The sequence below is a fragment of the Shimia sp. R10_1 genome (genome assembly GCF_017744095.1).
Taxonomy (GTDB): domain Bacteria; phylum Pseudomonadota; class Alphaproteobacteria; order Rhodobacterales; family Rhodobacteraceae; genus Shimia.
In genome coordinates this window covers 410,546-431,762 of sequence record NZ_JAGHQX010000001.1, presented here as the reverse complement: position 1 = coordinate 431,762, position 21,217 = coordinate 410,546, and the positions used below count along the sequence as shown (strand labels likewise).

19 protein-coding genes are annotated in these 21,217 nt (G+C 58.1%); 15 read left to right on the top strand and 4 right to left on the bottom strand.

All coding sequences use genetic code 11. The annotated features are described in order from the left end of the window. Positions 1-71 precede the first annotated feature (71 nt). Complete coding sequence (locus J7413_RS02020; RefSeq protein WP_209095877.1) at positions 72-773, bottom strand: B12-binding domain-containing protein; 702 nt, start codon at positions 771-773, stop codon at positions 72-74. 218 nt (positions 774-991) lie between these two features. On the opposite strand from J7413_RS02020, the gene J7413_RS02015 reads away from it, so the two are divergent. After that, positions 992-2,077 (top strand): PA0069 family radical SAM protein, encoded by a 1,086-nt coding sequence (locus J7413_RS02015; RefSeq protein ID WP_209095875.1) that lies wholly within the window; start codon positions 992-994, stop codon positions 2,075-2,077. A 179-nt stretch (positions 2,078-2,256) separates the two neighbouring features. Continuing rightward, entirely contained in the window at positions 2,257-2,964 is a 708-nt protein-coding gene (locus tag J7413_RS02010; protein ID WP_209095873.1) for a TIGR02594 family protein, read from the top strand. Positions 2,965-3,029: 65 nt separating this feature from the next. On the opposite strand, the gene bmt is transcribed toward J7413_RS02010, so the two are convergent. The 3 genes from bmt to J7413_RS01995 all read right to left on the bottom strand — a co-directional run bounded on the left by bmt (position 3,030) and on the right by J7413_RS01995 (position 6,516). Beyond that, positions 3,030-4,052 (bottom strand): betaine--homocysteine S-methyltransferase, encoded by a 1,023-nt coding sequence (gene bmt / locus J7413_RS02005; RefSeq protein WP_209095871.1) that lies wholly within the window; start codon positions 4,050-4,052, stop codon positions 3,030-3,032. 96 nt (positions 4,053-4,148) lie between these two features. Beyond that, on the bottom strand, positions 4,149-6,059 hold the full coding sequence (locus J7413_RS02000; protein WP_209095869.1) for a phosphatidylglycerol lysyltransferase domain-containing protein: 1,911 nt from the start codon (positions 6,057-6,059) through the stop codon (positions 4,149-4,151). A gap of 142 nt (positions 6,060-6,201) precedes the next feature. Then, positions 6,202-6,516, bottom strand: coding sequence for a DUF1476 domain-containing protein (locus J7413_RS01995; protein ID WP_209095867.1), 315 nt, complete (start codon positions 6,514-6,516; stop codon positions 6,202-6,204). 156 nt (positions 6,517-6,672) lie between these two features. Between J7413_RS01995 and purC the strand changes: the two genes are divergently transcribed. The 13 genes from purC to J7413_RS01930 all read left to right on the top strand — a co-directional run bounded on the left by purC (position 6,673) and on the right by J7413_RS01930 (position 21,156). Then, positions 6,673-7,431 (top strand): phosphoribosylaminoimidazolesuccinocarboxamide synthase, encoded by a 759-nt coding sequence (gene purC / locus J7413_RS01990; RefSeq protein ID WP_209095865.1) that lies wholly within the window; start codon positions 6,673-6,675, stop codon positions 7,429-7,431. Positions 7,432-7,536: 105 nt separating this feature from the next. Further along, the gene (purS, locus tag J7413_RS01985) at positions 7,537-7,767 is read left to right on the top strand and encodes a phosphoribosylformylglycinamidine synthase subunit PurS (RefSeq protein WP_209095863.1); all 231 of its coding nucleotides are present in this window, start codon (positions 7,537-7,539) and stop codon (positions 7,765-7,767) included. Then, the gene (purQ, locus tag J7413_RS01980) at positions 7,767-8,435 is read left to right on the top strand and encodes a phosphoribosylformylglycinamidine synthase subunit PurQ (RefSeq protein WP_209095861.1); all 669 of its coding nucleotides are present in this window, start codon (positions 7,767-7,769) and stop codon (positions 8,433-8,435) included. Before purS ends, purQ begins: the two co-directional genes overlap by 1 nt. A 66-nt stretch (positions 8,436-8,501) precedes the next feature. Then, positions 8,502-10,235, top strand: coding sequence for an ATP-binding protein (locus tag J7413_RS01975; RefSeq protein ID WP_209096723.1), 1,734 nt, complete (start codon positions 8,502-8,504; stop codon positions 10,233-10,235). 4 nt (positions 10,236-10,239) lie between these two features. Further along, positions 10,240-11,574 carry a sigma-54 dependent transcriptional regulator gene (locus J7413_RS01970; protein WP_209095859.1) on the top strand — a complete coding sequence of 445 codons (1,335 nt, stop codon included), beginning with the start codon at positions 10,240-10,242 and terminating at the stop codon, positions 11,572-11,574. 134 nt (positions 11,575-11,708) lie between these two features. Beyond that, positions 11,709-12,383, top strand: coding sequence for an HAD family phosphatase (locus J7413_RS01965; protein WP_209095857.1), 675 nt, complete (start codon positions 11,709-11,711; stop codon positions 12,381-12,383). Positions 12,384-12,637: 254 nt separating this feature from the next. Then, entirely contained in the window at positions 12,638-12,811 is a 174-nt protein-coding gene (locus J7413_RS01960; RefSeq protein WP_209095855.1) for a hypothetical protein, read from the top strand. Between the two features lie 138 nt (positions 12,812-12,949). After that, positions 12,950-16,324 carry a ribonuclease E/G gene (locus J7413_RS01955; RefSeq protein WP_247743282.1) on the top strand — a complete coding sequence of 1,125 codons (3,375 nt, stop codon included), beginning with the start codon at positions 12,950-12,952 and terminating at the stop codon, positions 16,322-16,324. 219 nt (positions 16,325-16,543) lie between these two features. Then, complete coding sequence (locus J7413_RS01950; protein WP_209095853.1) at positions 16,544-17,677, top strand: ABC transporter substrate-binding protein; 1,134 nt, start codon at positions 16,544-16,546, stop codon at positions 17,675-17,677. 142 nt (positions 17,678-17,819) lie between these two features. Next, positions 17,820-18,737 carry a branched-chain amino acid ABC transporter permease gene (locus tag J7413_RS01945; RefSeq protein WP_209095851.1) on the top strand — a complete coding sequence of 306 codons (918 nt, stop codon included), beginning with the start codon at positions 17,820-17,822 and terminating at the stop codon, positions 18,735-18,737. 1 nt (position 18,738) lies between these two features. Then, positions 18,739-19,722 carry a branched-chain amino acid ABC transporter permease gene (locus J7413_RS01940; RefSeq protein ID WP_209095849.1) on the top strand — a complete coding sequence of 328 codons (984 nt, stop codon included), beginning with the start codon at positions 18,739-18,741 and terminating at the stop codon, positions 19,720-19,722. Continuing rightward, positions 19,715-20,470, top strand: coding sequence for an ABC transporter ATP-binding protein (locus tag J7413_RS01935; RefSeq protein ID WP_209095847.1), 756 nt, complete (start codon positions 19,715-19,717; stop codon positions 20,468-20,470). The genes J7413_RS01940 and J7413_RS01935 overlap by 8 nt, the downstream gene beginning before the upstream one ends. Next, complete coding sequence (locus J7413_RS01930) at positions 20,467-21,156, top strand: ABC transporter ATP-binding protein (protein WP_209095845.1); 690 nt, start codon at positions 20,467-20,469, stop codon at positions 21,154-21,156. Before J7413_RS01935 ends, J7413_RS01930 begins: the two co-directional genes overlap by 4 nt. Positions 21,157-21,217 lie beyond the last annotated feature (61 nt).

The window sequence follows — 21,217 nt, the reverse complement described above, 5'->3', positions numbered from 1 at the left end:
ACCCAGTTACAAAAAGGCCCGCCTAAGAAGGCGGGCCAGGTCCGCTCGCGCGGTGGGAGTGTTATTCGGGGTTAGCCTGCAGCCATTTGATTGTGCTTGCGGGCCACAAAGTCCTTTGCCATTTCCACAGCGACAGCTGCGTCACGGCAGTATCCGTCTGCACCGATGGCTTTGCCGAACTCTTCGTTCAGGGGCGCGCCGCCAACCAGAACGATGTATTCATCACGCAGGCCTTGCTCGACCATCGTGTCGATCACGACCTTCATGTAAGGCATGGTGGTGGTCAGCAGAGCGGACATGCCGAGGATGTCTGGTTTGTGCTCTTCCAGAGCTTCGATGTAGTTTTCAACCGGGTTGTTGATGCCCAGATCGACCACTTCAAAGCCTGCGCCTTCCATCATCATGGAGACGAGGTTTTTGCCGATGTCGTGGATGTCGCCCTTTACGGTGCCGATCACCATGGAGCCCATGCGCGGTGCGCCGGTTTCTGCCAGCAGCGGCTTCAGGATGGCCATGCCGCCCTTCATCGCGTTGGCCGCCAGTAGCACTTCCGGCACGAACAGGATGCCGTCGCGGAAGTCAGCGCCAACGATGGTCATGCCACCAACCAGTGCTTCGGTCAGGATGCGGTAGGGGGCCCAGCCGCGCTCCAGAAGGATGTTCACGCCTTCTTCGATTTCCTCTTTGAGGCCATCGTAGAGGTCGTCAAACATCTGTTGGACAAGCTCTTCGTCGTCCAGCTCGGACAGGATGATGTCTTCTTCTTCTGACATGCGCGTTTTCCCATACCTTGGCGCGGCCCATGTGCGGGCGGCGGTTGCTTATTGTTAAGACAGGTGTCGGACTTTTTGGTGCGACAGACTGTCTGATTAACGACATAGCCAAGGCCGCGTGCGACGTGTAGGCAGAAAAACCTATGCGGCGATGAAAGTTTTTCATCCAGATCATGGGTTTTGTTGCATTTGTTCGTGTTTTGTTCTAATTATAGCCGATGTCAGAGGATTTTTTGCCCAAAATCGACCGTGATCGCCGGCGTGCACGCGGAGCTGTGAGCAATCATGCGAGCCGGTTTGAGACCCAGCGTGAAGACATAAATGACGGCTGGGATATAGAAGAGGTGCGTGACCGTTTTCTGACCGACGTGCGCGAGGAACGCCCGCGCAGTGTGATAACGCGCAATCAGTCCCCTGATATTTCGTTTGATCGGTCGCTCAATCCGTATCGCGGGTGTGAGCATGGCTGCATCTACTGCTTTGCGCGCCCGACCCATGCGTATCTGGGGCTGTCGCCGGGATTGGATTTTGAAACCAAGTTGGTGGCGCGGCCCAAGGCGGCTGAGGTGCTTGAAAAAGAGTTGAGCCGACGGGGCTATCGGGCCGATGTGCTGGCGATTGGGACCAATACGGATCCGTATCAGCCGATTGAGCGGCGCTATCGGGTGATGCGGGCGGTTTTGGAGGTGCTGGAGCGGTTCAATCATCCTGTGGCGATTGTGACCAAAGGCACATTGATTGAGCGCGACGTCGACATTCTGGCGCGAATGGCTGCGAAAGGGCTGGCGCAGGTGGGGATTTCGCTGACCACCATGGACGCAGACCTGTCACGGGCGATGGAGCCGCGCTGCCCTTTGCCGGGGCGGCGTGTCGACATAATTCGAAAACTCAGTGCGGCCGGTGTGCCTGTGCGGGTGATGGTATCGCCTGTGGTGCCCGGACTGAGCGATCATGAGGTCGAGCGGCTGCTGCAGGCGGGGGCAGAGGCGGGCGCACAGGCGGCGAGCTGGGTCATGCTGCGGCTGCCACGCGAGGTGGCCCCCCTGTTTGTGGAATGGCTTGAGGAGGCCTATCCGGGACGCGCGGCCAAGGTGATGGCGCGGGTGCGGGAAATGCATGATGGCGAAGCTTATTCGGCGGAGTGGGGCAAACGTATGCGTGGCGACGGGGTCTATGCGCAGATGATTGCGCAACGGTTTGAAGCGGCGCGCAAACGCTTTGGTTTGAGCAAAGATTTGGCAAAGTTGCGGACCGATCTGTTTGAGGTGCCGCTGGCGCGGGACGGGCAGTTGGCCTTGTTTTAAAAGGTAGACTGCGCGTTCTCTTCGTTTTGAGACGTGGCGGCTTTGGCCACGCGGTGTTGCCGCTCTGTAATTCCTGCGGACGATGCGCTTTTTCTGCCTTTCTGAGATTTGTGCTATGGTGAGAACGGCGTTGATGTGACGCTCTTTGTTTTTTGTATTGTGTGAAAAGGAGTACTTCCATGACTCCAAGTGAATGGACCAAGGTCCAAAAGCGATTGATTTTATTAGGCTTCAATCCGGGTCCGGTGGACGGCATTCGCGGCAGGATGACCATCGGTGCGATCAAGAATTTCCAACGGTCTCAGGGGCTCGTGCCGGATGGCATCGTTGGCCCCCTGACCTATGAAGCGCTGTTTGGCGAGGCCACGGGTGCCTCTGTGCCCAGTTTTGACACTTTGCCCTGGTTTGACGAGGCCAACCGCCTGATGGGCACCCGAGAGGTTGCTGGATCGGGCAATAATCCTGCCATCATGCGATGGGCTGATGATCTGGATATCGACTATGAGGGCGATGATGTTGCGTGGTGCGGCCTGTTTGTGGCCCATTGTATCGGGTCAACAATGCCGTCTGAGCCTTTGCCCAATTCCCCGCTTGGGGCGCGCAAGTGGCTGGGATTTGGCGAGGCGTGTGAGCCGCAGTTGGGAGCGGTGATTGTGTTCTGGCGGGATAGCCGTGCGTCCTGGAAAGGGCATGTGGGCTTTTATGCGGGCGAAGACAGTCGCGGTGTCCATTGTCTGGGCGGCAATCAGAGCAACGCGGTGAACATCAAGCGCTTCCCGCGGGATCGTATTCTGGGCGCGCGGTGGCCGCTGACGGGGCCGTCCCAGAGCGGCATCACGTTTGGCGGTGCGCGGGGCGTGGGCGATACCGATGGAGATGAGTCCTAAAGCGCGGATCGCCATAGAAAAAGCCCGGCCAAAATGACCGGGCTTTTTGCGAGATCTTATCTGACTTAGGCGCTGCGACGGCGGCGGCCGCGGCGCTCACGCGCGGGTGCTTCGTTGTCGTTGTCCGTGCCATCTGTCGCGGAGGAGAAGCCACCGAGGGTTTCGGTCACCTGTTCCAGCGACGGACGGGCACCACGGGGGCGGCTTTCCAGCGCGGCGCGCATCGCGTTGAGGTGTTCCGGCATGGTGCCACAGCAGCCGCCAATGATGGTTGCGCCACAGTCACGTGCCATCACCGCGTATTCTGCCATCAATTCTGGCGTGCCATCATAGTGGATGTGACCATCGTGGTATTTTGGGATGCCGGCGTTGCCTTTGGCGATGATCGGGGTTTCGGTGCCCTGGGCTGAAAAGCCAAGCACTGTGCGCAGCAGATCCGCCGCGCCAACGCCGCAGTTTGCGCCAAAGCCGATGGGCGCATTGGGCAGCGCGTTGACCATCTGCACCATGTCAGCGGAGGTGACCCCCATCATGGTGCGACCAGCAGTGTCAAAGCTCATGGTGCCAACCCATGGCATGTCTGCCAGCGCGAAGGCTTCTGCGGCGGCTTTGTATTCTTCGGGTGCGGAGATGGTTTCGAGCCAGAGCACGTCTGCGCCGCCGTCTTTCAGGCCTTCCGCTTGTTCGTGGAACATTTCCACGGCGCGCGCATGGCTCAGCTCTCCGACAGGTTCCATGATGTCGCCTGTGGGGCCAACGGAGCCTGCAACGACAACGGGGCGGCCCGCTGCATCCGCAACCTCGCGGCCGATTTCGGCAGCCAGACGGTTCAGCTCGTGCACACGGCCCTGCGCATCATGCAGTTTCAGGCGTGAGGCGTTGCCGCCAAAGGAGTTGGTCAGAAAGATATCGGACCCATTGTCCACAGCGAGGCTGTAGAGTTTTTTGATGTTTTCTGGATGGGTTGCGTTCCAGATTTCTGGTGCGTCGCCAGAACTGAGGCCCATGTTGAACAGATTTGTGCCGGTGGCACCATCTGCCATCAGCCAGTCACGGGTTTCCAGAAGCTTGGATAGAGCGTTGGTCATGGGACTCTCCTAGCGGCGCGGTTCACGCGCGCGTGATGTTTGAGCCGGATGTGCCATGGGGATGACATGAGCACAACTTCATTTGGTGCAAGACTATTATGAGGCGCGTTTCATAACCGATGATGGAGTGGTCGCAAGTGCCTGATTTGTAGGCAAACATGCAATGGGCGTGGCCGGGGCGCTGCGCAGATTTACGGCGCGGATCATATCAATTGTCGCGATGCCAAGCTGCATGGGTCCGGGTGCCGCCATGAAAAGTGGCTGCCAGCGGGGTGCAAAGCAGGCTTTGAACTGGCGCAGGCCAGCCCCGCCGCCATGCTGAAAATGTTTGCTGCGCAGAAAGCGTTCCAAACGGCTGCGGCCGGTGGGCAAGGCTGGGGCGGCGGCAAGAGATAGGCTGTCCACATCCATCTGTGCGGCGGTTTCGATCGCGTTTTGCACCAACAGATGCATGGTGCCATCCGGGGCGTCAGGCAGCACGCGCATGAGATCGAGGCACCATTCATGGGCTGTGGCGTGGAAGCTTACAAAACCGACAAGGCGCGCATCCTGATAGGCGAGAAACACTTTCTGATGGCCCACATAGAGGTCATCAAACCGCCCCATGGTCAGCCCGCGCGGCACACCGTGTTGCGCTTCCCAAGCTGCTGATACGCGGGCCATGTCGGTCAGAGGCAGATGGCTTTGCGCGGCAGAGACCTGCACTTGGGCTTTCTCGGCATGACGCAATTTGCGGCGCAGCTGGCGATAGCTTGAGCCTTGGGTGTTGTGTTCGGTTGGGCGCAGGACTGCCTCATCTGAGATATGCATCACTGCCCAGCCCGCGGCGCGGGCGCGCACGGCCTGACGGGCAGAGATCTTGTATTTGCAGGCGATCCGGTTTTGCGCACGCGCAGCCAGACGCAGCGGGCGTGCCAGCGTGTTGGCATCTCCTTCGATGGGGTCAAACAGGGCGACCAAAGTCTGACCGGTGCGCACAGCGCCATAGCGGCCGGCATCGCAAGACAGAAGCGCGCCGCCGTTTTGACGGATGACACCAAGTTCAGCGCGGCTGATGGGAGACAGGGGCGCATCTTCGAGCGGTTGAAACGCACGGATGTGACGCGGCGTTGGGGCAGGGCGTGGGCGCAAAAGATGGCGCATGAAGACAAGACCGGCCAACAGCGCAGGCACAGCGTAGTAGATTGCGCGGAAAGCCAGTACCGCGCCGAGCAACGCCGGTTCCGGTTGGTGCGGCAACAGCGCGAGCAGCGTCAATTCAAACGGGCCGACACCGCCGGGAGTGCCAGAGAAAATCGCGGCACCAAGTGCGATTAGGAACACTGGCAACAGGGTTGCGAAACCAACCGAAACGTCAGGTGGCAACAGAATATACAGCGCAAGCCCGGCGAAGAACGTGTCAATAACGCAGAGGCACAGCAGGCTGACCATGGCAGACACGGTGGGAAAGCTGAGCATCCGTCCCTGACGCGCAAGCACGGGGAAAACAAATGCCAGCACAGCGACCGCCAAGGCAACGGTGAGCGTACAATATGGCAGTGCAGCAGGAATATGCGGTGTTGGCAAAATGAGCGCCGCAATCGCGATGGTCACGGCCAAGGCGGCCAAAAAGGTGACGGTGACAAATGCGGTTATGCGCGCAGAATCTTTGAGAGACAGGTCGGGCATCATGCGCCAGCGCACAAAGGCCCCGACGACGGCCCCAGCGCCAAGGGTTTGACCCAGACCGATCGCGGTTGCGCCCACGGCCATGGCTTCTGAGGAGGCGCGCATCATCTGGAAGTGACGCAGTGCGATGACATCATAACGGGACACCGCGAGGAAGCTGACAGCTGTGGCGCCGAGCGCGAGGGCCCATTGCAGGGGGGACACGCCCATCACGGCTGACCAGAGTGCAGAAAGATCAAGCCCGTTGAGTTGGCGCGCCAGGATCACACAGCAGATCGCGCCAAGCGTGAACGGCCATGCGTGTCGCAGCACTTTCTTGACAACTGACAAACTGACCATTTTCGCGTTTCCTGCCCAAATCATTCTAAATCCACCACCCAAGCGGTACAGGGAAGAGGGTTTCTGGGCGCTTAATATCTGCAATTGAAGATAAAAAACGCGCGGCGTGTGCCGCGCGCTTATCTTGCAAGGAAGGGGGAAATCAACCTTCGCTCATCAACTCTTGCTGCGCAGTGAGCAGACATTCCCGGCGTTTGGCGCGGATCTCTTCTTCGGCGGCAATGCCTTCTAGGTCAGCGACAACCTTGCGGATCACATCGTCATGCCCCGCTTCTTCGAAGTCGGCGCGGATCACGGTGAGGGCATAGGCTTCGGCATCGTCGCCAAATTTATCCTGCAGATCAGCGGCCCAAAGCCCAAGGTATTTGTTGGCGCGTGCCTCTGCCTTGAATTTGGTTTCCTCATCATGCGCAAATTTTGCCTCAAAGGCGTTTTCGCGGTCATCAAAGGTGGTCATATCTGACTGTCCTCATAAGCCTCTAACTAATGTCTCAAATATATGCGCATCGCAGGAGTTTAGCGCAAGAGCGCTTGGCATGCTTGCGACAATTACGCCCTTGGATTAAGAGGGCCATGAATCCGGGACTCTCTTCCGGAAAAAAGGGGTGTAGCGATGGCGCGCGGCAAAAAAATCTACGAAGGCAAAGCAAAAATCCTGTTTGAAGGACCGGAGCCAGGCACGATTGTGCAATACTTCAAAGATGACGCGACGGCCTTTAATGCCGAGAAGAAAGACGTGATTGATGGCAAAGGCGTGCTGAACAACCGCCTGAGCGAATATTTCATGACCGGGCTGACACAGATTGGTGTGCCGACACATTTCTTGAAACGCCTCAACATGCGCGAGCAACTGGTGCGCAATTGCGAGATCATTCCTTTGGAAGTGATCGTGCGCAATTTTGCAGCGGGCTCCATGAGTAAGCGTCTGGGCATCGAAGAGGGCACACAGCTGCCGCGCCCAATTGTGGAATATTGCTACAAAGATGACAGCCTTGGGGATCCGCTGGTTTCTGAAGAGCATATCGCGGCCTTTGGTTGGGCAAGCCAGCAGGATATGGATGACATTCTGGGCCTTGCGCTGCGGGTGAATGATTACCTGAGTGGCGTTATGTATGGCGTTGGCATTCGTCTGATTGATTTCAAGATCGAAATTGGACGCGTGTATGAAGGCGATTTCCAGCGCTTGGTTGTGGCCGATGAAATCAGCCCAGACAGCTGCCGCCTGTGGGATATTGAAAGTGGTCAGAAGCTCGACAAAGACGTTTTCCGTCGCGATCTGGGCAGCCTGACCGATGCCTACGCGGAAGTGGCACGTCGTCTCGGCGTTCTGCCCAAAGGCACCGGGCCGCAAAAGCCGACCTTGGTGAACTGAACGCGCCAGCAACAGGCCCTGCGCCCGGTTGTGGGCGCCGGGGAAAGAAATTTTGGCAAGAAAAAGCGGGGCCGTCCCGCCTTTGCCCAACCGGAGAAAGACCAGATGAAAGCCCGCGTATATGTCATGTTGAAAAACGGCGTTTTGGACCCGCAAGGTGAGGCCGTGCGCCACGCGCTTGGGAGCCTTGGGTTTGATGGCGTGGAAGGTGTGCGCCAAGGAAAGGTGATAGAGCTGGATCTTGCGGAAGGCACCACCGAGGCCACCGTGAATGAGATGTGTGAAAAGCTGCTCGCCAACACGGTGATTGAAAGCTACCGGGTGGAGATGGGCTGATGAAAGCAGCGGTCATTGTTTTTCCAGGCTCCAACTGTGACCGCGATCTTGCGGTGGCGTTTGAGCAGGCTGGTGCCGATGTCACCATGGTGTGGCACAAGGACACCGCGTTGCCTGAAGGCATCGATATTGTCGGTGTGCCGGGTGGTTTCAGCTTTGGCGACTATCTGCGCTGTGGCGCGATTGCGGCCAACTCTCCGATTTGCCAATCGCTGATCCAGCACGCGGAACGCGGCGGCTATGCACTTGGCGTATGTAACGGATTTCAGATCCTCACGGAAACCGGCCTGTTGCCCGGTGCGCTGCGCCGCAATGCTGGCTTGAAATACATCTGCCGCACGGTTGGTCTGGAAGTTGCTACAGCTGACACGGCTTTCACGGCAGGCTACAGCAAGGGTGATGTGGTCAACGTGCCAATCGCGCACCACGACGGCAATTATTTCGTGACAGACGAAAAACTTGCTGAGCTGCGTGACGAAGATCGCATTGCGTTCACCTACACCGACAACCCGAATGGGTCTGTTGCGGACATCGCGGGCGTTGTCAGCAAGAACCGGCGCGTGCTTGGCATGATGCCGCACCCAGAGCGGGCGGCGGATATCGGCCATGGTGGCACCGATGGGGTGGCAATGTTCCGCGCGTTGGCGGAGCAGTTCGTGTTAGCCTGACTTGAGGCCAACCTTTGAGACGCGTAGTGTGGCGCAATGACGCTGCAGACCTCTCAACCTTATGACATGGTGCATGCCACCCCAGTTGGGTGGCGCGCACGGATTGTTTTGATCTGTATTGTGGTGGTTGCGGCGATCACGATCTGGATTACAAACAGCTTTCTCACGGATCGGTTTACAGAAAACACCCGCAACCGCGCGGAGCTGCGTCTGGCGTTGTATTCCGGCAATTTGCTGAGTGAATTGCGCCGCAATGCGATTGTGCCGCAACTGCTTGCGAAAGATCCGGAATTGATTGGGGCGCTGGAATCTCAGGATTTTTCCAGCTCTACCGCCCGTCTGATCAGTTTCGTAGATGAGATTGGTGCGGCCTCTTTGCTGTTGCTGGACGAAGGCGGGCGCACTGTCGCCGCCACGGATCGCACACGTCTTGGCACGCTCTATCGGGATCAGCAGTTTTTCGTCAATGCGCTGCGTTCCAATGCGACGCTGTTCACCACAGCCCGAGAAGACACCGGCGCCAATCGATTCATTTATTCACGTCGGCTTGAGAGTCAGGGCACGACGCTTGGTGTGATTGCGGTTGAAGTCGACTTGCAGAAGTTTGAACGTGCCTGGGCTGGAATTTCTGATGCGGTGCTTGTGACAGACAGCGAGGGTGTGATCATCTTAGCAAGCGAACCCCGCTGGCGCGGCACGACCGAGGTGGAAGCCCTCGCGCGACAACCCGCACTTGGCGCAATAGAGCGCGCATTTAAAGTGACATCTGATTGGACGCAGGTGCCGGCCGATGCCTATTTGCAAGGCGAAGCGGTGATGCGCATGGGCGCGCGGATCCCTTTCCGTGGCTGGCAGATGGCAAGCTTTACGCCCTATGCCAGCGTGCGCGAGAAGGTGAATGCGGTTCTTGCGCTGGAAATCATGGGGTTTGCGATCTTGCTGGCGGTTGGATTTTATGTGCTTGGGCGCAAGAGCGCGTCGCGCATGGTGTTTTTCCAGCGCGAAAGCGTGGAGTTGCGCCGCCTGAACCAGCGTTTGCAACGCGAGATTGCCGAGCGCGAGCGGATGCAGTTGAGTCTTGAAGTCGCTGAGCAGAGTTTGGCTCAGAGTTCAAAGCTCGCGGCGCTTGGGGAAATGTCGGCGGCTGTCAGTCACGAACTCAACCAGCCTTTGGCGGCGATGAAAACCTATCTGGCGGGCGCGCGCCTGTTGGTGCAGCGCAATCGGCCGGAAGAAGCGCTGACCTCTTTTCAGCGCATTGATGATTTGATTGCGCGTATGGGGGCGATCACCAAGCAGCTGAAATCCTATGCACGCAAAGGCGGGGATGAGCTCCATCCTGTGGACATGGGCGAGGCGGTGGCCTCTGCGCTGTCGATGATGGAGCCGCAACTGCGCCAGCGGAAGGTTCAGATCAGCAAGATTGTGCCGTCTGAAACGGTGAAAGTGATGGGCGATCGCGTACGGCTTGAACAGGTGATGATCAACCTGCTGCGCAATGCGCTGGATGCCACTGAGGCGGTCACGGATCCGGAAATCGAGATCCTTCTGGCTGCGGGTGAAACAGCGACTTTGACGGTGCGCGACAATGGGCCCGGCATTGATAATCTGGACAGTCTGTTTGAGCCGTTTTTCACCACCAAGCAACCGGGCGATGGTGTGGGGCTGGGGCTGGCGATTTCATCTGGCATTGTGAATGACCTTGGCGGGCGGCTGACCGCGCGCAATGGCGAAACACGTGGGGCTGTATTTGAGGTGCAGTTGCCTATTTTAAGTGAAGATATCGAAGCAGCGGAGTGAACGCGTGGCTCAAGGAATGAAAATAGCGATTGTGGATGATGAACAGGACATGCGCCAGTCCATCAGCCAATGGTTGGCGTTGTCCGGCTATGACACGGAAACTTTTGGCAGTGCCGAAGACGCGCTTAAATCGCTTGGGGCGGACTATCCGGGAATTGTGATCAGCGACATCAAGATGCCCGGCATGGACGGGATGCAGTTCCTCAAGAAGTTGATGGGCACGGACAGCGCGCTGCCGGTGATCATGATCACCGGACATGGTGATGTGCCGATGGCGGTGGAAGCGATGCGTGTTGGGGCGTTTGATTTTCTGGAAAAACCGTTCAACCCTGATCGCATGACGCAGCTTGCCAAAAAGGCAACCAATGCGCGCCGCCTGACGCTGGATGCGCGGGCGCTGCGCCGCGAGTTGAGCGACGGCGAGCAGATCATGGGCAAGCTGATCGGCGCAAGCCCGGTGATGACGCGGCTGAAAGAGGATATTCTCGATCTCGGTCTGGCGGATGGCCATGTGCTAATTGATGGCGAAACCGGCACAGGTAAAACGCTGGTGGCGCATGCGCTGCATGCTGTTGGCAGCCGCGGTGGGCGCAAGTTTGTGTTGGTGAGCTGTGGCGCGTTTGAAGAAGAGGCGCTGGCGCGACGCTTGTTTGGGCCGATGAACCCCGAGGACAGTCAGCTGCCTGCCATTGAAGAGGCGCGCGGTGGCACGCTTGTTTTGGAAGATATTGAGAGCCTGAGTGACAGTCTGCAGGCTAAGTTGTTGAACGTTATCAATGAACAAGGCACACCAGCGGAGACGCGGATCATCGCGATCTGCAACATGCAGGAACAGGACCGCACCTGCGAAGATGCGTTGCGTCCAGACCTGTTCTATCGGCTGGCCGCGCTGCGCATCACTGTGCCGCCACTGCGGCAGCGGGGCGAAGACATACTGACGCTGTTCACACGTCTGTCTGAGCAGTTCAGCGAGGAATATGGCTGTGACGCGCCAAAGGTGAGCGCGCAGGAAGCGGCGCAGTTGTTGCAGGCCCCTTGGCCGGGCAATGTGCGTCAGCTGATCAATCTGGCGGAACGTGCGGTGCTGCAGAGCCGCCGTGGCGGGGGCACGATTGCCTCGCTTCTGATGAATGATCATGAAGAGATGCAGCCGGTGGTGACCACCGAAGGTAAGCCGCTGAAGGAATACGTGGAAGCCTTTGAACGCATGCTGATTGACAACACCATGCGACGGCATCGCGGCTCGATCGCCGGTGTCATGGAAGAGCTGTGCCTGCCGCGCCGGACGTTGAACGAGAAGATGGCCAAGTACGGGCTGCAGCGGGCGGATTATCTGTAAGCATTGTTGCACAGTGTTGAGAATATTGAACGCCACATGACCGAATAGGGATTGTGGCGTTTTCTTTTGTTTGCAACTGATTGCGCAGTTTTCCACTTACGAGACATATTCGAGATTTGCGTATGATAGAGGTTTTGAAACATCCTGCAGCTTTCCTTTTTGATATGGATGGGCTGCTTTTGGACACCGAGCGCATGTTCATGCAGGCGTTTGTGACTTTGACGTCAGATCTTGGAATTGCGACGCATGAGGCTGAGGCGTTTTTTGCCACTTTGGTTGGTTCCTCTAAAGAGCAAACAACGGCGCGTTTGCGTGACTTTTTACCAAAGCAGGTTGACTTCAACGCGTTTGATCAGGAGTGGAGAGACCTGCATGCGCGCAACAGAACGTCAGGTGTTCCCGTCAAGAAACATGCCCAAGACCTGTTGCAGGCCATTCAGGTGGCCGGCATTCCAATGGCGGTGGTGACGTCTACGTTTGCAGACCCAGCACATCACCATTTGCAGGATGCTGGGTTATTGGCCTATTTCCAGACGGTCTGTGCCGGTGATGAAGTTTCCGCCAACAAACCTGATCCAGCCCCTTATCTAGAAGCGGCACGACGTCTTGGCGTGTCCGCGCAGGATTGTGTGGCCTTTGAGGATAGTGATTTCGGGACCACGTCAGCCATGCGGGCGGGATGTTTCACGTTTCAGGTGCCAGACTTGCGCCCCGAAAATCAGGCGTTTCCCGCACTGGGGCAGGTGATCGTGAACGACCTTGGTGAAGCCGCAAGGCAGATTTCTGCGCTGCGGTTGACGTTTGCCTGACCGCCGAGTCGGCGACACACTACCTGTGGATAACTTTATCTTGTGTCCTACGGATTGTCGCCAAACTGTGGCCGTTTCTGCGGATCCGTCGCATTTAAAATAAACAGTTATTAAAGGATTTTAGCCCAAAGCGGAGAGATATCCACAGCGTGGCGCGATTGCCCATTGTAATCTGGTCAGGCTTGGTTTTATGTAGACGGACGGCAGGTAGCACTTTTATCGCCGCATGAGTTTCGCTGTTTGGCGTGTTTCAAATGATCTGCAAAGCCGAAGAGGCACGGGATCAACGCATCAGACAGACCGATTGGATCTGGAGACAGATCATTAGAGATGCCCGCACCGCGATTGCGGAGGGCTTAGAACAGGCGCAGACGCGGCAACCATTGCCCGATGCGTCGGAGAAGAAACGCGATGAAGCGCGCGATTGATTTGAGAGACCGAGTGGGGGCCGCAAGCGGCACCATCGGCGGCGCGCATCCCCTCGCTCTGACAAGACACCCCCTGCAACGTTACTGGCCTGATCCTCCGGGAGGGTCACGGCGCTTGTGTGGGTGCAAACGGAAAACATGGCTAAGAAAATGCTCATCGATGCCACCCACGCGGAAGAGACCCGCGTCGTGGTGGTTGACGGAAACAAGGTTGAGGAGTTCGACTTTGAATCCGAAAACAAACGGCAGCTCGCCGGCAACATCTATCTTGCAAAAGTAACACGGGTTGAGCCGTCGCTTCAGGCGGCCTTTGTGGACTATGGCGGAAACCGTCATGGCTTCCTCGCGTTCTCGGAAATCCATCCAGACTATTACCAGATCCCAGTGGCTGACCGCGAGGCGCTGCTGGAAGAAGAGCGCGCCTATGCTGAGGCGATGAAGGCGCGCGATGAGGATGAGGAAAAGCCGAAGTCCCGCTCGCGTTCGCGGAGCCGCTCCCGCCGCAAGAAGGGCGAGGATCAGGTTTCCGGTGAGACGCAGACCACAGAGACCAACGCGGCCGCTGTTGAGCCGGAAACGCCTGTAGAGGCCGCTGCTGAAGCGCCTTTGGCGGAGATCTCCGGCATGGAGACCATCGATCTGGTCGAAGATGCCGGGGGGGACCCTGAAGAGGGTCTGTCTCCGATGGAGTTGGTTGAAGACACACCTGTTGAGGAGCCGACCGAGGCGTCTGATGCGGCAGAGGATGCAGGTGCAGATGCGCCCGTGGAAGAAGCAGAAGCAAGCGACGCGGTCGAAGACGCACCAGCGGAAGACGCTGAGGCGACTGCTGAGAAAAAGGTTTCTGAGGACGTAGCCGAAGAGACTGCTGAAACGTCTGAGAGCGAGAGCACAGACCAGACCGAAGCTGGCGCGGCAGAAACAGACGAGGCTGGCAAAGACAGCGGTGGCAAGACCATGGCTGCCAACACCGAAGGCGAAGACGCGGTTGTTTCCAAAGATCCTGAAACAGGTGAGGAAACCGAGAGCGAAGCCAGCACTGGTGAAGACGCGGCTGAAGATACGCCCGCTGCTGAGGCAGAAGAGGCGGCTGTTGAGACCGTTGAAGCCGACGCTGTAGAGGCAGAGGCGCCTGAGGCCGAAGTGGCTGAAGCTGAGACCGTTGAAGCGGATGCAGCTGAAGAGGTTGCTGCGGAAGACACCCCAGCGCAAGAAAGCGCTGGAGAGGCTCCGGCTGAAGAGGCCGCTGCAGAAAGCGCGGAAGAGACAGCCGAGGCTGACGCACCAGAGGCGGCAGCTGAAGCGGCATCTGACGCGGAGACCGCTGATGAGGCTTCGGAAGAGGCTGAAGCAGAGGGCGATGAGCCTTCTGCAGAGGATGACGACGAGGACAACGAAGACAACGGCAAGAAAAACGGTCGTCGTCGGTCCCGCCGTCGCGGCAAGCGCTCTGATGCGGCAGAAAAAGACGAGAACATCGAATCCGTTGCGGATGACGATGACAGCGATGACATTCGCCCACCGCGCAAGCCACGCCCTCGTCGCTACAAGATCCAGGAAGTGATCAAAGTGCGCCAGATCATGCTGGTGCAAGTGGTGAAAGAAGAGCGCGGCAACAAAGGCGCGGCGCTGACGACCTATCTGTCGCTGGCAGGCCGCTATTGCGTGCTGATGCCAAACACTGCGCGTGGTGGTGGCATTTCGCGTAAGATCACGAACGCCGCAGACCGCAAGAAGCTGAAAGAGATCGCGAGCGAGATCGACGTGCCGCAGGGCGCGGGCCTGATCGTGCGCACAGCCGGTGCGAAACGCACTAAGAGCGAGATCAAGCGTGACTATGAATATCTGCAACGCCTGTGGGAGCAGATCCGCGAACTGACGCTGAAATCCATTGCGCCTGCGAAAATCTATGAAGAGGGCGACCTGATCAAACGCTCGATCCGTGATCTCTATTCACGTGAGATCGACGAGGTTCTGGTGGAAGGTGAGCGCGGCTATCGCATCGCCAAGGACTTCATGAAAATGATCATGCCGTCCCACGCCAAGAACGTGAAACAGTATCAGGACGCGCTGCCGCTGTTTGCGCGCTATCAGGTGGAAAGCTACCTGTCGGGCATGTTCAACCCGACAGTGCAGCTGAAATCTGGCGGTTATATCGTGATTGGTGTCACGGAAGCGCTGGTGGCGATTGACGTGAACTCCGGCCGGGCTACCAAAGAAGGCTCGATTGAAGAGACCGCGCTGAAGACCAACCTTGAGGCCGCGGAAGAAGTGGCACGTCAGCTGCGTTTGCGCGATCTGGCCGGTCTGATCGTGATCGACTTCATCGACATGGATGAGCGCAAGAACAACACTGCGGTTGAGAAGCGTCTGAAAGACAAGCTGAAAACCGACCGTGCGCGCATTCAGGTGGGCCGTATCTCGGGCTTCGGTCTTTTGGAGATGTCCCGTCAGCGTCTGCGTCCGGGTATGATCGAGGCGACGACACAGCCGTGTCCGCATTGTCATGGCACAGGTTTGATCCGCTCTGATGACAACCTCGCGCTGTCGATCCTGCGTCAGCTGGAAGAAGAGGGCACCCGTGGCCGCTCTCGCGAGGTGCTGGTGAAAGCGCCGGTGGCGATTGCCAACTATCTGATGAACCAGAAGCGTGAGCATATTGCGCAGATCGAAGCGCGCTATGGCCTGTCCGTGCGTGTGGAAGGGGATCCTGCGCTGGTGTCTCCGGACTTCACAATCGAGAAGTTCAAGACCGCGACCCGTGTGGTGCCTGAGCCAAGCGCGCCGGTTGTCTCTGCCGATATGTCCATCATGGACGCAATTGACGAAGCTGAGGTTGAAGAGGCCGAAGAGGCGAAGACTGCCGCTGAGGAGACCGCACCAGAGGATGGGGAGGCCAAACCGAAGAAGCGCCGCCGTCGTCGTCGCCGTCGTCGCGGCGGGTCTGACAACGCGGATGGCGAAGCGAACGGCAACGACAACGCATCGGACGAAAATGCAGAGTCTTCCGACAACGCGGATGCTGAGGCGAAAACCGACGAAGCGCCTGCAGAGGATGCAGAGGCGGAAGAGAAGCCTAAGAAGCGCTCCCGCAACCGTCGCAGCCGCTCCCGTGGCAAGAAGGCGGATGCAGAGACCAACGCAGACGCCGAAGCGCCAGCTGAAGAGGCATCCGCTGAGGAAGCTGCGCCGGTAGAAGCTGAGACTGAGGCTGAAGTGGAAGCATCTGCTGATCCCGTGGTAGAGGCCGGCGCGGCTGAGGCAGAGGCGCCGGAAGCTGAGGCTGTTGAAACCGCCGAAGCGGCGCCAGCACCTGCTGAAGAGCCAGCTGAGGAAGCTGCTCCTGTGGTTGAAGAGACTGCTGAGCCAGTTGTTGAAACCGTTGTGGAAGAGGTGGCGGAAGCGCCTGCACCGGAAGCCACACCTGAGACCGAACCAGCTGTGGTTGAGGTGGCTCCAGAGCCTGCTGCACCACCCAAGCCAAAGCGGCGTGGCTGGTGGTCACGAGGCTGATAATTGAGAGACGCCGGGGTTCGCCCCGGCGTTTTCTTTTTGGATTGCGCTTTGACTTTATGTGAGCTTTGATCGCCAAGGTGCTGAATTGATGCGTGAAACCTCTTTTTTAGGCTTCGATATTTCAAGCTTGAAAAAAATTTCGTCTGCTTATTGACGGAAAGGGGCCTCAGCGCACAAGGTTTGGTAACAGGATAAAAAGCGATAGGGAGCGAAGCGATGTTTTTAAGGACGGCGGTTTTGGCCGCGTCGACGGCCCTCTTGGGCGCCATGGCGCAAGCGGATGTGAAAGTCGGTATGATCACAACTTTGTCCGGTGGCGGGGCTGGGCTTGGTATTGATGTGCGCGACGGTTTCATGCTGGCAGTCAAACAAGCAGGGCGTGACGATCTGGAAGTTGTGATCGAGGATGACCAGCGCAAGCCGGATGTGGCGGTGCAGCTGGCGGATAAGATGATCCAGTCTGAGAAGGTTGATGTGCTGACCGGAATTATCTGGTCCAACCTCGCGATGGCCGTGGTGCCAGCGGCCACGGCGCAGGGCAAATTCTATCTGTCGCCAAATGCGGGCCCATCGCCATTGGCGGGCAAGGGCTGTCACCCGAATTACTTCAACGTGGCTTGGCAGAATGACAACCTGCATGAAGCGGCCGGGGCCTATGCCAATGATGCGGGTCTGAAGAACAGCTTTATTCTGGCTCCGAACTACCCTGCGGGCAAAGACGCGCTGACCGGCTACAAACGCTTGTTTGGCGGCGAGTTGGCTGGCGAGCTTTATACTAAACTGGGCCAGACCGACTATGCGGCAGAGATTGCGCAAATCCGGGCGAGTGGCGCGGACAGCGTGTATTTTTTCCTGCCCGGCGGCATGGGGATTTCCTTCCTGAAGCAATATGCCGCAAGCGGCGTGGATCTGCCTTTGGTTGGTCCAGCTTTCAGCTTTGATCAGGGCATTCTGCAGGCGGTTGGCGACGCGGCAATGGGTGTGAAAAACACCAGCCAGTGGAACAAAGACATCGACAATGCGGCCAACGCGGCCTTTGTGGAGACTTTCCAGGCGGAATACGGGCGCCTGCCTTCGCTCTATGCGAGCCAGGGCTTTGATACGGCGAACCTGTTGTTCTCAGCGATGGACAAAGCGGATGTTGCGGATGCAGACGCGTTCCGTGCGGCGCTGAAGGCGGCGGAGTTTGACTCTGTGCGTGGTGATTTTGCCTTTGGCGACAACCACCATCCGATTCAGGACATCTATGTGCGCGAAGTGATCAAGGAAGGTGATTTGTTCACGAACAAGATCATCGCGACCGGCCTGTCTGATCATGCGGATGCCTATGCGGCTGAGTGCAAGATGTAAGATGATCTGGGGGAGGGTTTTGCGCCTCCCCCTATGACGTTTCGCGCGTATGACTGACTGCGCGCAGTGTTTGGTAACCTTCTGACATGATGACTTTCTGCTGACAGCAGAGGCGCACCTGACGGCGGTGCGGGGTGGGGCAATGACAACTCTTCTTTTCATAGAACAGCTGCTGAACGGGCTTCAGTTTGGCGTGATGCTGTTTTTGATGAGCGCGGGGCTGACGCTGGTGTTTGGCGTGATGGGGCTGATCAATTTGGCGCACGGCTCGCTTTACATGATCGGGGCCTTTGCGGCAGCTGCTGTGGCGGCGGCGACGGGATCTTTCCTGCTCGCGCTTATGGCATCCTTGGCCGCGGCGTCACTGGCAGGCGCGCTGATTGAGCTGACGATTATCCGGCGGCTTTATGATCGGGACCATCTGGATCAGGTGCTTGCGACCTTTGCGCTGATCCTGATTTTCTCGGAAGGCACGCGCTGGCTGTTTGGCTCTTTTCCGCTGTTTCTGGATGTGCCTGCAGCGCTTTCGGGGCCGGTCACCTTGCCCGGCGGTATTCAGTATCCGGCCTATCGTTTGACCATCATTCTGGTGGGGCTGGCGGTGGCGGTGGGCATGTTTGCGCTGATCAACCGCACGCGGGTGGGCATTCGCATTCGCGCAGGTGAGGCGGATCGGGAGATGATCGCCGCGCTTGGGGTCGATATTGCCAAACTTTACACCTTTGTCTTTGCCCTTGGCGCGGCTTTGGCGGGCTTTGCCGGCGCGCTTGTGGGCGCGATCCAGTCGGTGCAGGTGGGCATGGGAGAGCCTGTGCTGATCCTGGCCTTTGTGGTGATCGTGATTGGCGGCATCGGCTCGATCAAAGGCGCCTTTGTTGGCGCGCTTTTGGTTGGCCTGACGGACACGCTGGGGCGTTTTCTGCTGCCGCAGATGTTCGGCCTGATCCTTGAGCCCTCGGCGGCGGTGTCCGTGGGGTCCGCGCTGGCATCAATGTTGATCTACATCTTGATGGCTGTTGTTTTGATCTTCCGCCCGCGCGGACTTTATGGGGTGGCATGAGATGACGCGAGAGAGCTGGACCAACTTTGCAGCATTGGCTGTTTTGGCTGGGGTGCCTCTGTGGGCCTATGTGGCGGATGAGCCGTTTATCATCACGCTGGCAACACGCGCCGCAATCTTTGCGCTGGCAGGTGTGGGGCTGAACCTTGCACTGGGGCTTGGTGGACTGGTGAGCCTTGGCCATGCGGCGTTTTTCGGGATCGGCGGCTATGCCATGGGCATTTTGGCAAGCCATGCGCAGGCTTATGCGCCGATGGCCGAATGGCCGTTCCTGATTGAGGGCACGAAATCCATGCCGGTGATCTGGCTTGTGGCGGTGATCGCAAGCGCGCTGGCGGCGCTGGCCATCGGGGCGTTGAGCCTGCGCACCTCAGGTGTCTATTTCATCATGATCACATTGGCCTTTGGGCAGATGATCTATTATTTCGCGATCAGCTGGCCTGCCTATGGCGGCGAGGACGGGCTGTCGATCTATGTGCGTAATGGCTTTCCGGGGCTCAATACACTGGATCCGATTCAGTTCTTTGGCCTGTGTTTTGTGATCCTATGTGGCGTCTTGGTGTTGATGCGTGCTGTGCAGAATTCCGCCTTTGGGCTCGCATTAAGTGCGGCGCGGCAGAATGAGACGCGGGTGCTGTCGGTGGGCATGATGCCCTATCGTCTGCGATTGGTGGCTTTTGTGATCTCTGGTGCGATCACCGGGCTGGCGGGCGCGTTGTTTGCCGATTTGAACCGTTTTGTCAGCCCAACGATGCTGAGTTGGCAGATGTCTGGTGAGATCATGATTTTCATCATCATCGGCGGGGTTGGTCGCCTGTTTGGCCCGGTGATCGGCGCGATGGTGTTTATCCTGCTGGAGCATACATTGGGCGGGCTATCTGAGTTTTGGCATGTCTATCTGGGCGCGCTGCTGCTTGGCATCGTGCTGTTTGCCAAAGGTGGTGTGATTGGCGCGATTGCGGGGCGGGAGAAAGCACATGACTGAGGTGGTGTTGCGCACGGAGCGGCTGTTCAAGAGCTTTGGCGCGTTGAAAGCGACCAACGATGTGTCGCTGGATTTGCGCAAAGGGGAGATCCACGCGCTGATCGGCCCGAATGGGGCTGGGAAATCCACGTTGATTCAGCAGATCACGGGGCATTTGGCCTCTGACAGTGGTGTCGTCGAACTTTTGGGCACGCCGCTGACTGGGCTTGGGCCAGCGCAGCGCGCGCAGTTGGGACTGGGGCGGACGTTTCAGATCAGCGCATTGGCGATGGAGCATACGGTTTTGCAAAATGCGGTGCTGGGCGCGCTTGGGCAGCGGGGCACCGTGATGCGGTTTTTCGCGCCGGTGATGAAGGACAAATCCTTGCTGGCGGTCGCACAGGAGGCATTGGGGCAGGTGGGGCTGTCCGCGTTTGCCAGCACACGCACAGCGGATCTGAGCCATGGGCAACGGCGGCAGCTGGAGGTGGCTGTGGCGCTGACGTTGAAACCCAAAGTGTTTCTGATGGACGAGCCGATGGCGGGGCTGGGGCTTGAGGGCGCGCAGCAGATGATTAGATTGCTCAAAGATCTGCGCCAAGCTGCCCCGATCCTGCTGATTGAGCATGACATGGATGCGGTTTTTGCGCTTGCCGATCGGATCAGTGTGTTGGTTTATGGCGAGATCATTGCCACCGGAACCCCCGAGGAAATCAAGGTGAATCCAGAGATACGGCGTGCCTATCTGGGTGACGAGGTGCCCGCATGAGCCTGTTGCAACTGAATGAAATCGCTGCGTTTTATGGCCCAAGTCAGGCTTTGTTTGATGTCACGCTTGAGGTTGGCGAGGGCGAGGTGGTTGCGCTGATGGGGCGCAATGGGATGGGCAAAAGCACCACAGTGAAAGTGATCTGCCGGATGCTGGCGCATGCGCAGGGCGAGGTTCATTTTGCAGGCCAGAATATTGGGGCATTGCCTTCGCACAAGGCTGCACGGCTGGGGATCGGGCTGGTGCCGGAAGGGCGGCGCTGTTTTGCGAACCTGACCGTGTATGAAAATCTGATCGCGGCGGCGCGCAAAGGTGCGTGGGATTTTGGTGCGGTTTGCGAATTGTTCCCACGCTTGGAAGAACGGCGTGAACAATCCTCGGCCTCTCTTTCGGGCGGTGAACAGCAGATGCTGGCCATCGGGCGCGCGCTGATGACCAATCCCCGGCTGCTCATTCTGGATGAGGCGACAGAAGGGCTTGCGCCTGTGATCCGTCAGGAAATTTGGGCGGCAATTGCGAAACTCAAGGCAGAAACCGGCATGGCGATCATTGCGATCGACAAGTCGCTGCGCGAGTTGGGGCAGGTGGCGGATCGTGCCGTAATCCTTGAAAAAGGGCGCACGGTTTGGAGTGGCGCCTTTGAAGCGTTGGGTCCGGAAGAAACCGATCGCTACCTCGGCGTGTAGTACAAGAAAAATCTTGAAATCACGGGCACATGGCAGGTTGTCCATGTGCCCGTATCTACAG

Coding starts and splice junctions, on each gene's coding strand:
- J7413_RS02020 (WP_209095877.1), bottom strand. CDS start 773: ATGTCAGAAGAAGAAGACATCATCCTGTCCGAGCTGGACGACGAAGAG.
- J7413_RS02015 (WP_209095875.1), top strand. CDS start 992: ATGTCAGAGGATTTTTTGCCCAAAATCGACCGTGATCGCCGGCGTGCA.
- J7413_RS02010 (WP_209095873.1), top strand. CDS start 2,257: ATGACTCCAAGTGAATGGACCAAGGTCCAAAAGCGATTGATTTTATTA.
- bmt (WP_209095871.1), bottom strand. CDS start 4,052: ATGACCAACGCTCTATCCAAGCTTCTGGAAACCCGTGACTGGCTGATG.
- J7413_RS02000 (WP_209095869.1), bottom strand. CDS start 6,059: ATGGTCAGTTTGTCAGTTGTCAAGAAAGTGCTGCGACACGCATGGCCG.
- J7413_RS01995 (WP_209095867.1), bottom strand. CDS start 6,516: ATGACCACCTTTGATGACCGCGAAAACGCCTTTGAGGCAAAATTTGCG.
- purC (WP_209095865.1), top strand. CDS start 6,673: ATGGCGCGCGGCAAAAAAATCTACGAAGGCAAAGCAAAAATCCTGTTT.
- purS (WP_209095863.1), top strand. CDS start 7,537: ATGAAAGCCCGCGTATATGTCATGTTGAAAAACGGCGTTTTGGACCCG.
- purQ (WP_209095861.1), top strand. CDS start 7,767: ATGAAAGCAGCGGTCATTGTTTTTCCAGGCTCCAACTGTGACCGCGAT.
- J7413_RS01975 (WP_209096723.1), top strand. CDS start 8,502: ATGGTGCATGCCACCCCAGTTGGGTGGCGCGCACGGATTGTTTTGATC.
- J7413_RS01960 (WP_209095855.1), top strand. CDS start 12,638: ATGATCTGCAAAGCCGAAGAGGCACGGGATCAACGCATCAGACAGACC.
- J7413_RS01955 (WP_247743282.1), top strand. CDS start 12,950: ATGGCTAAGAAAATGCTCATCGATGCCACCCACGCGGAAGAGACCCGC.
- J7413_RS01950 (WP_209095853.1), top strand. CDS start 16,544: ATGTTTTTAAGGACGGCGGTTTTGGCCGCGTCGACGGCCCTCTTGGGC.
- J7413_RS01945 (WP_209095851.1), top strand. CDS start 17,820: ATGACAACTCTTCTTTTCATAGAACAGCTGCTGAACGGGCTTCAGTTT.
- J7413_RS01940 (WP_209095849.1), top strand. CDS start 18,739: ATGACGCGAGAGAGCTGGACCAACTTTGCAGCATTGGCTGTTTTGGCT.
- J7413_RS01935 (WP_209095847.1), top strand. CDS start 19,715: ATGACTGAGGTGGTGTTGCGCACGGAGCGGCTGTTCAAGAGCTTTGGC.
- J7413_RS01930 (WP_209095845.1), top strand. CDS start 20,467: ATGAGCCTGTTGCAACTGAATGAAATCGCTGCGTTTTATGGCCCAAGT.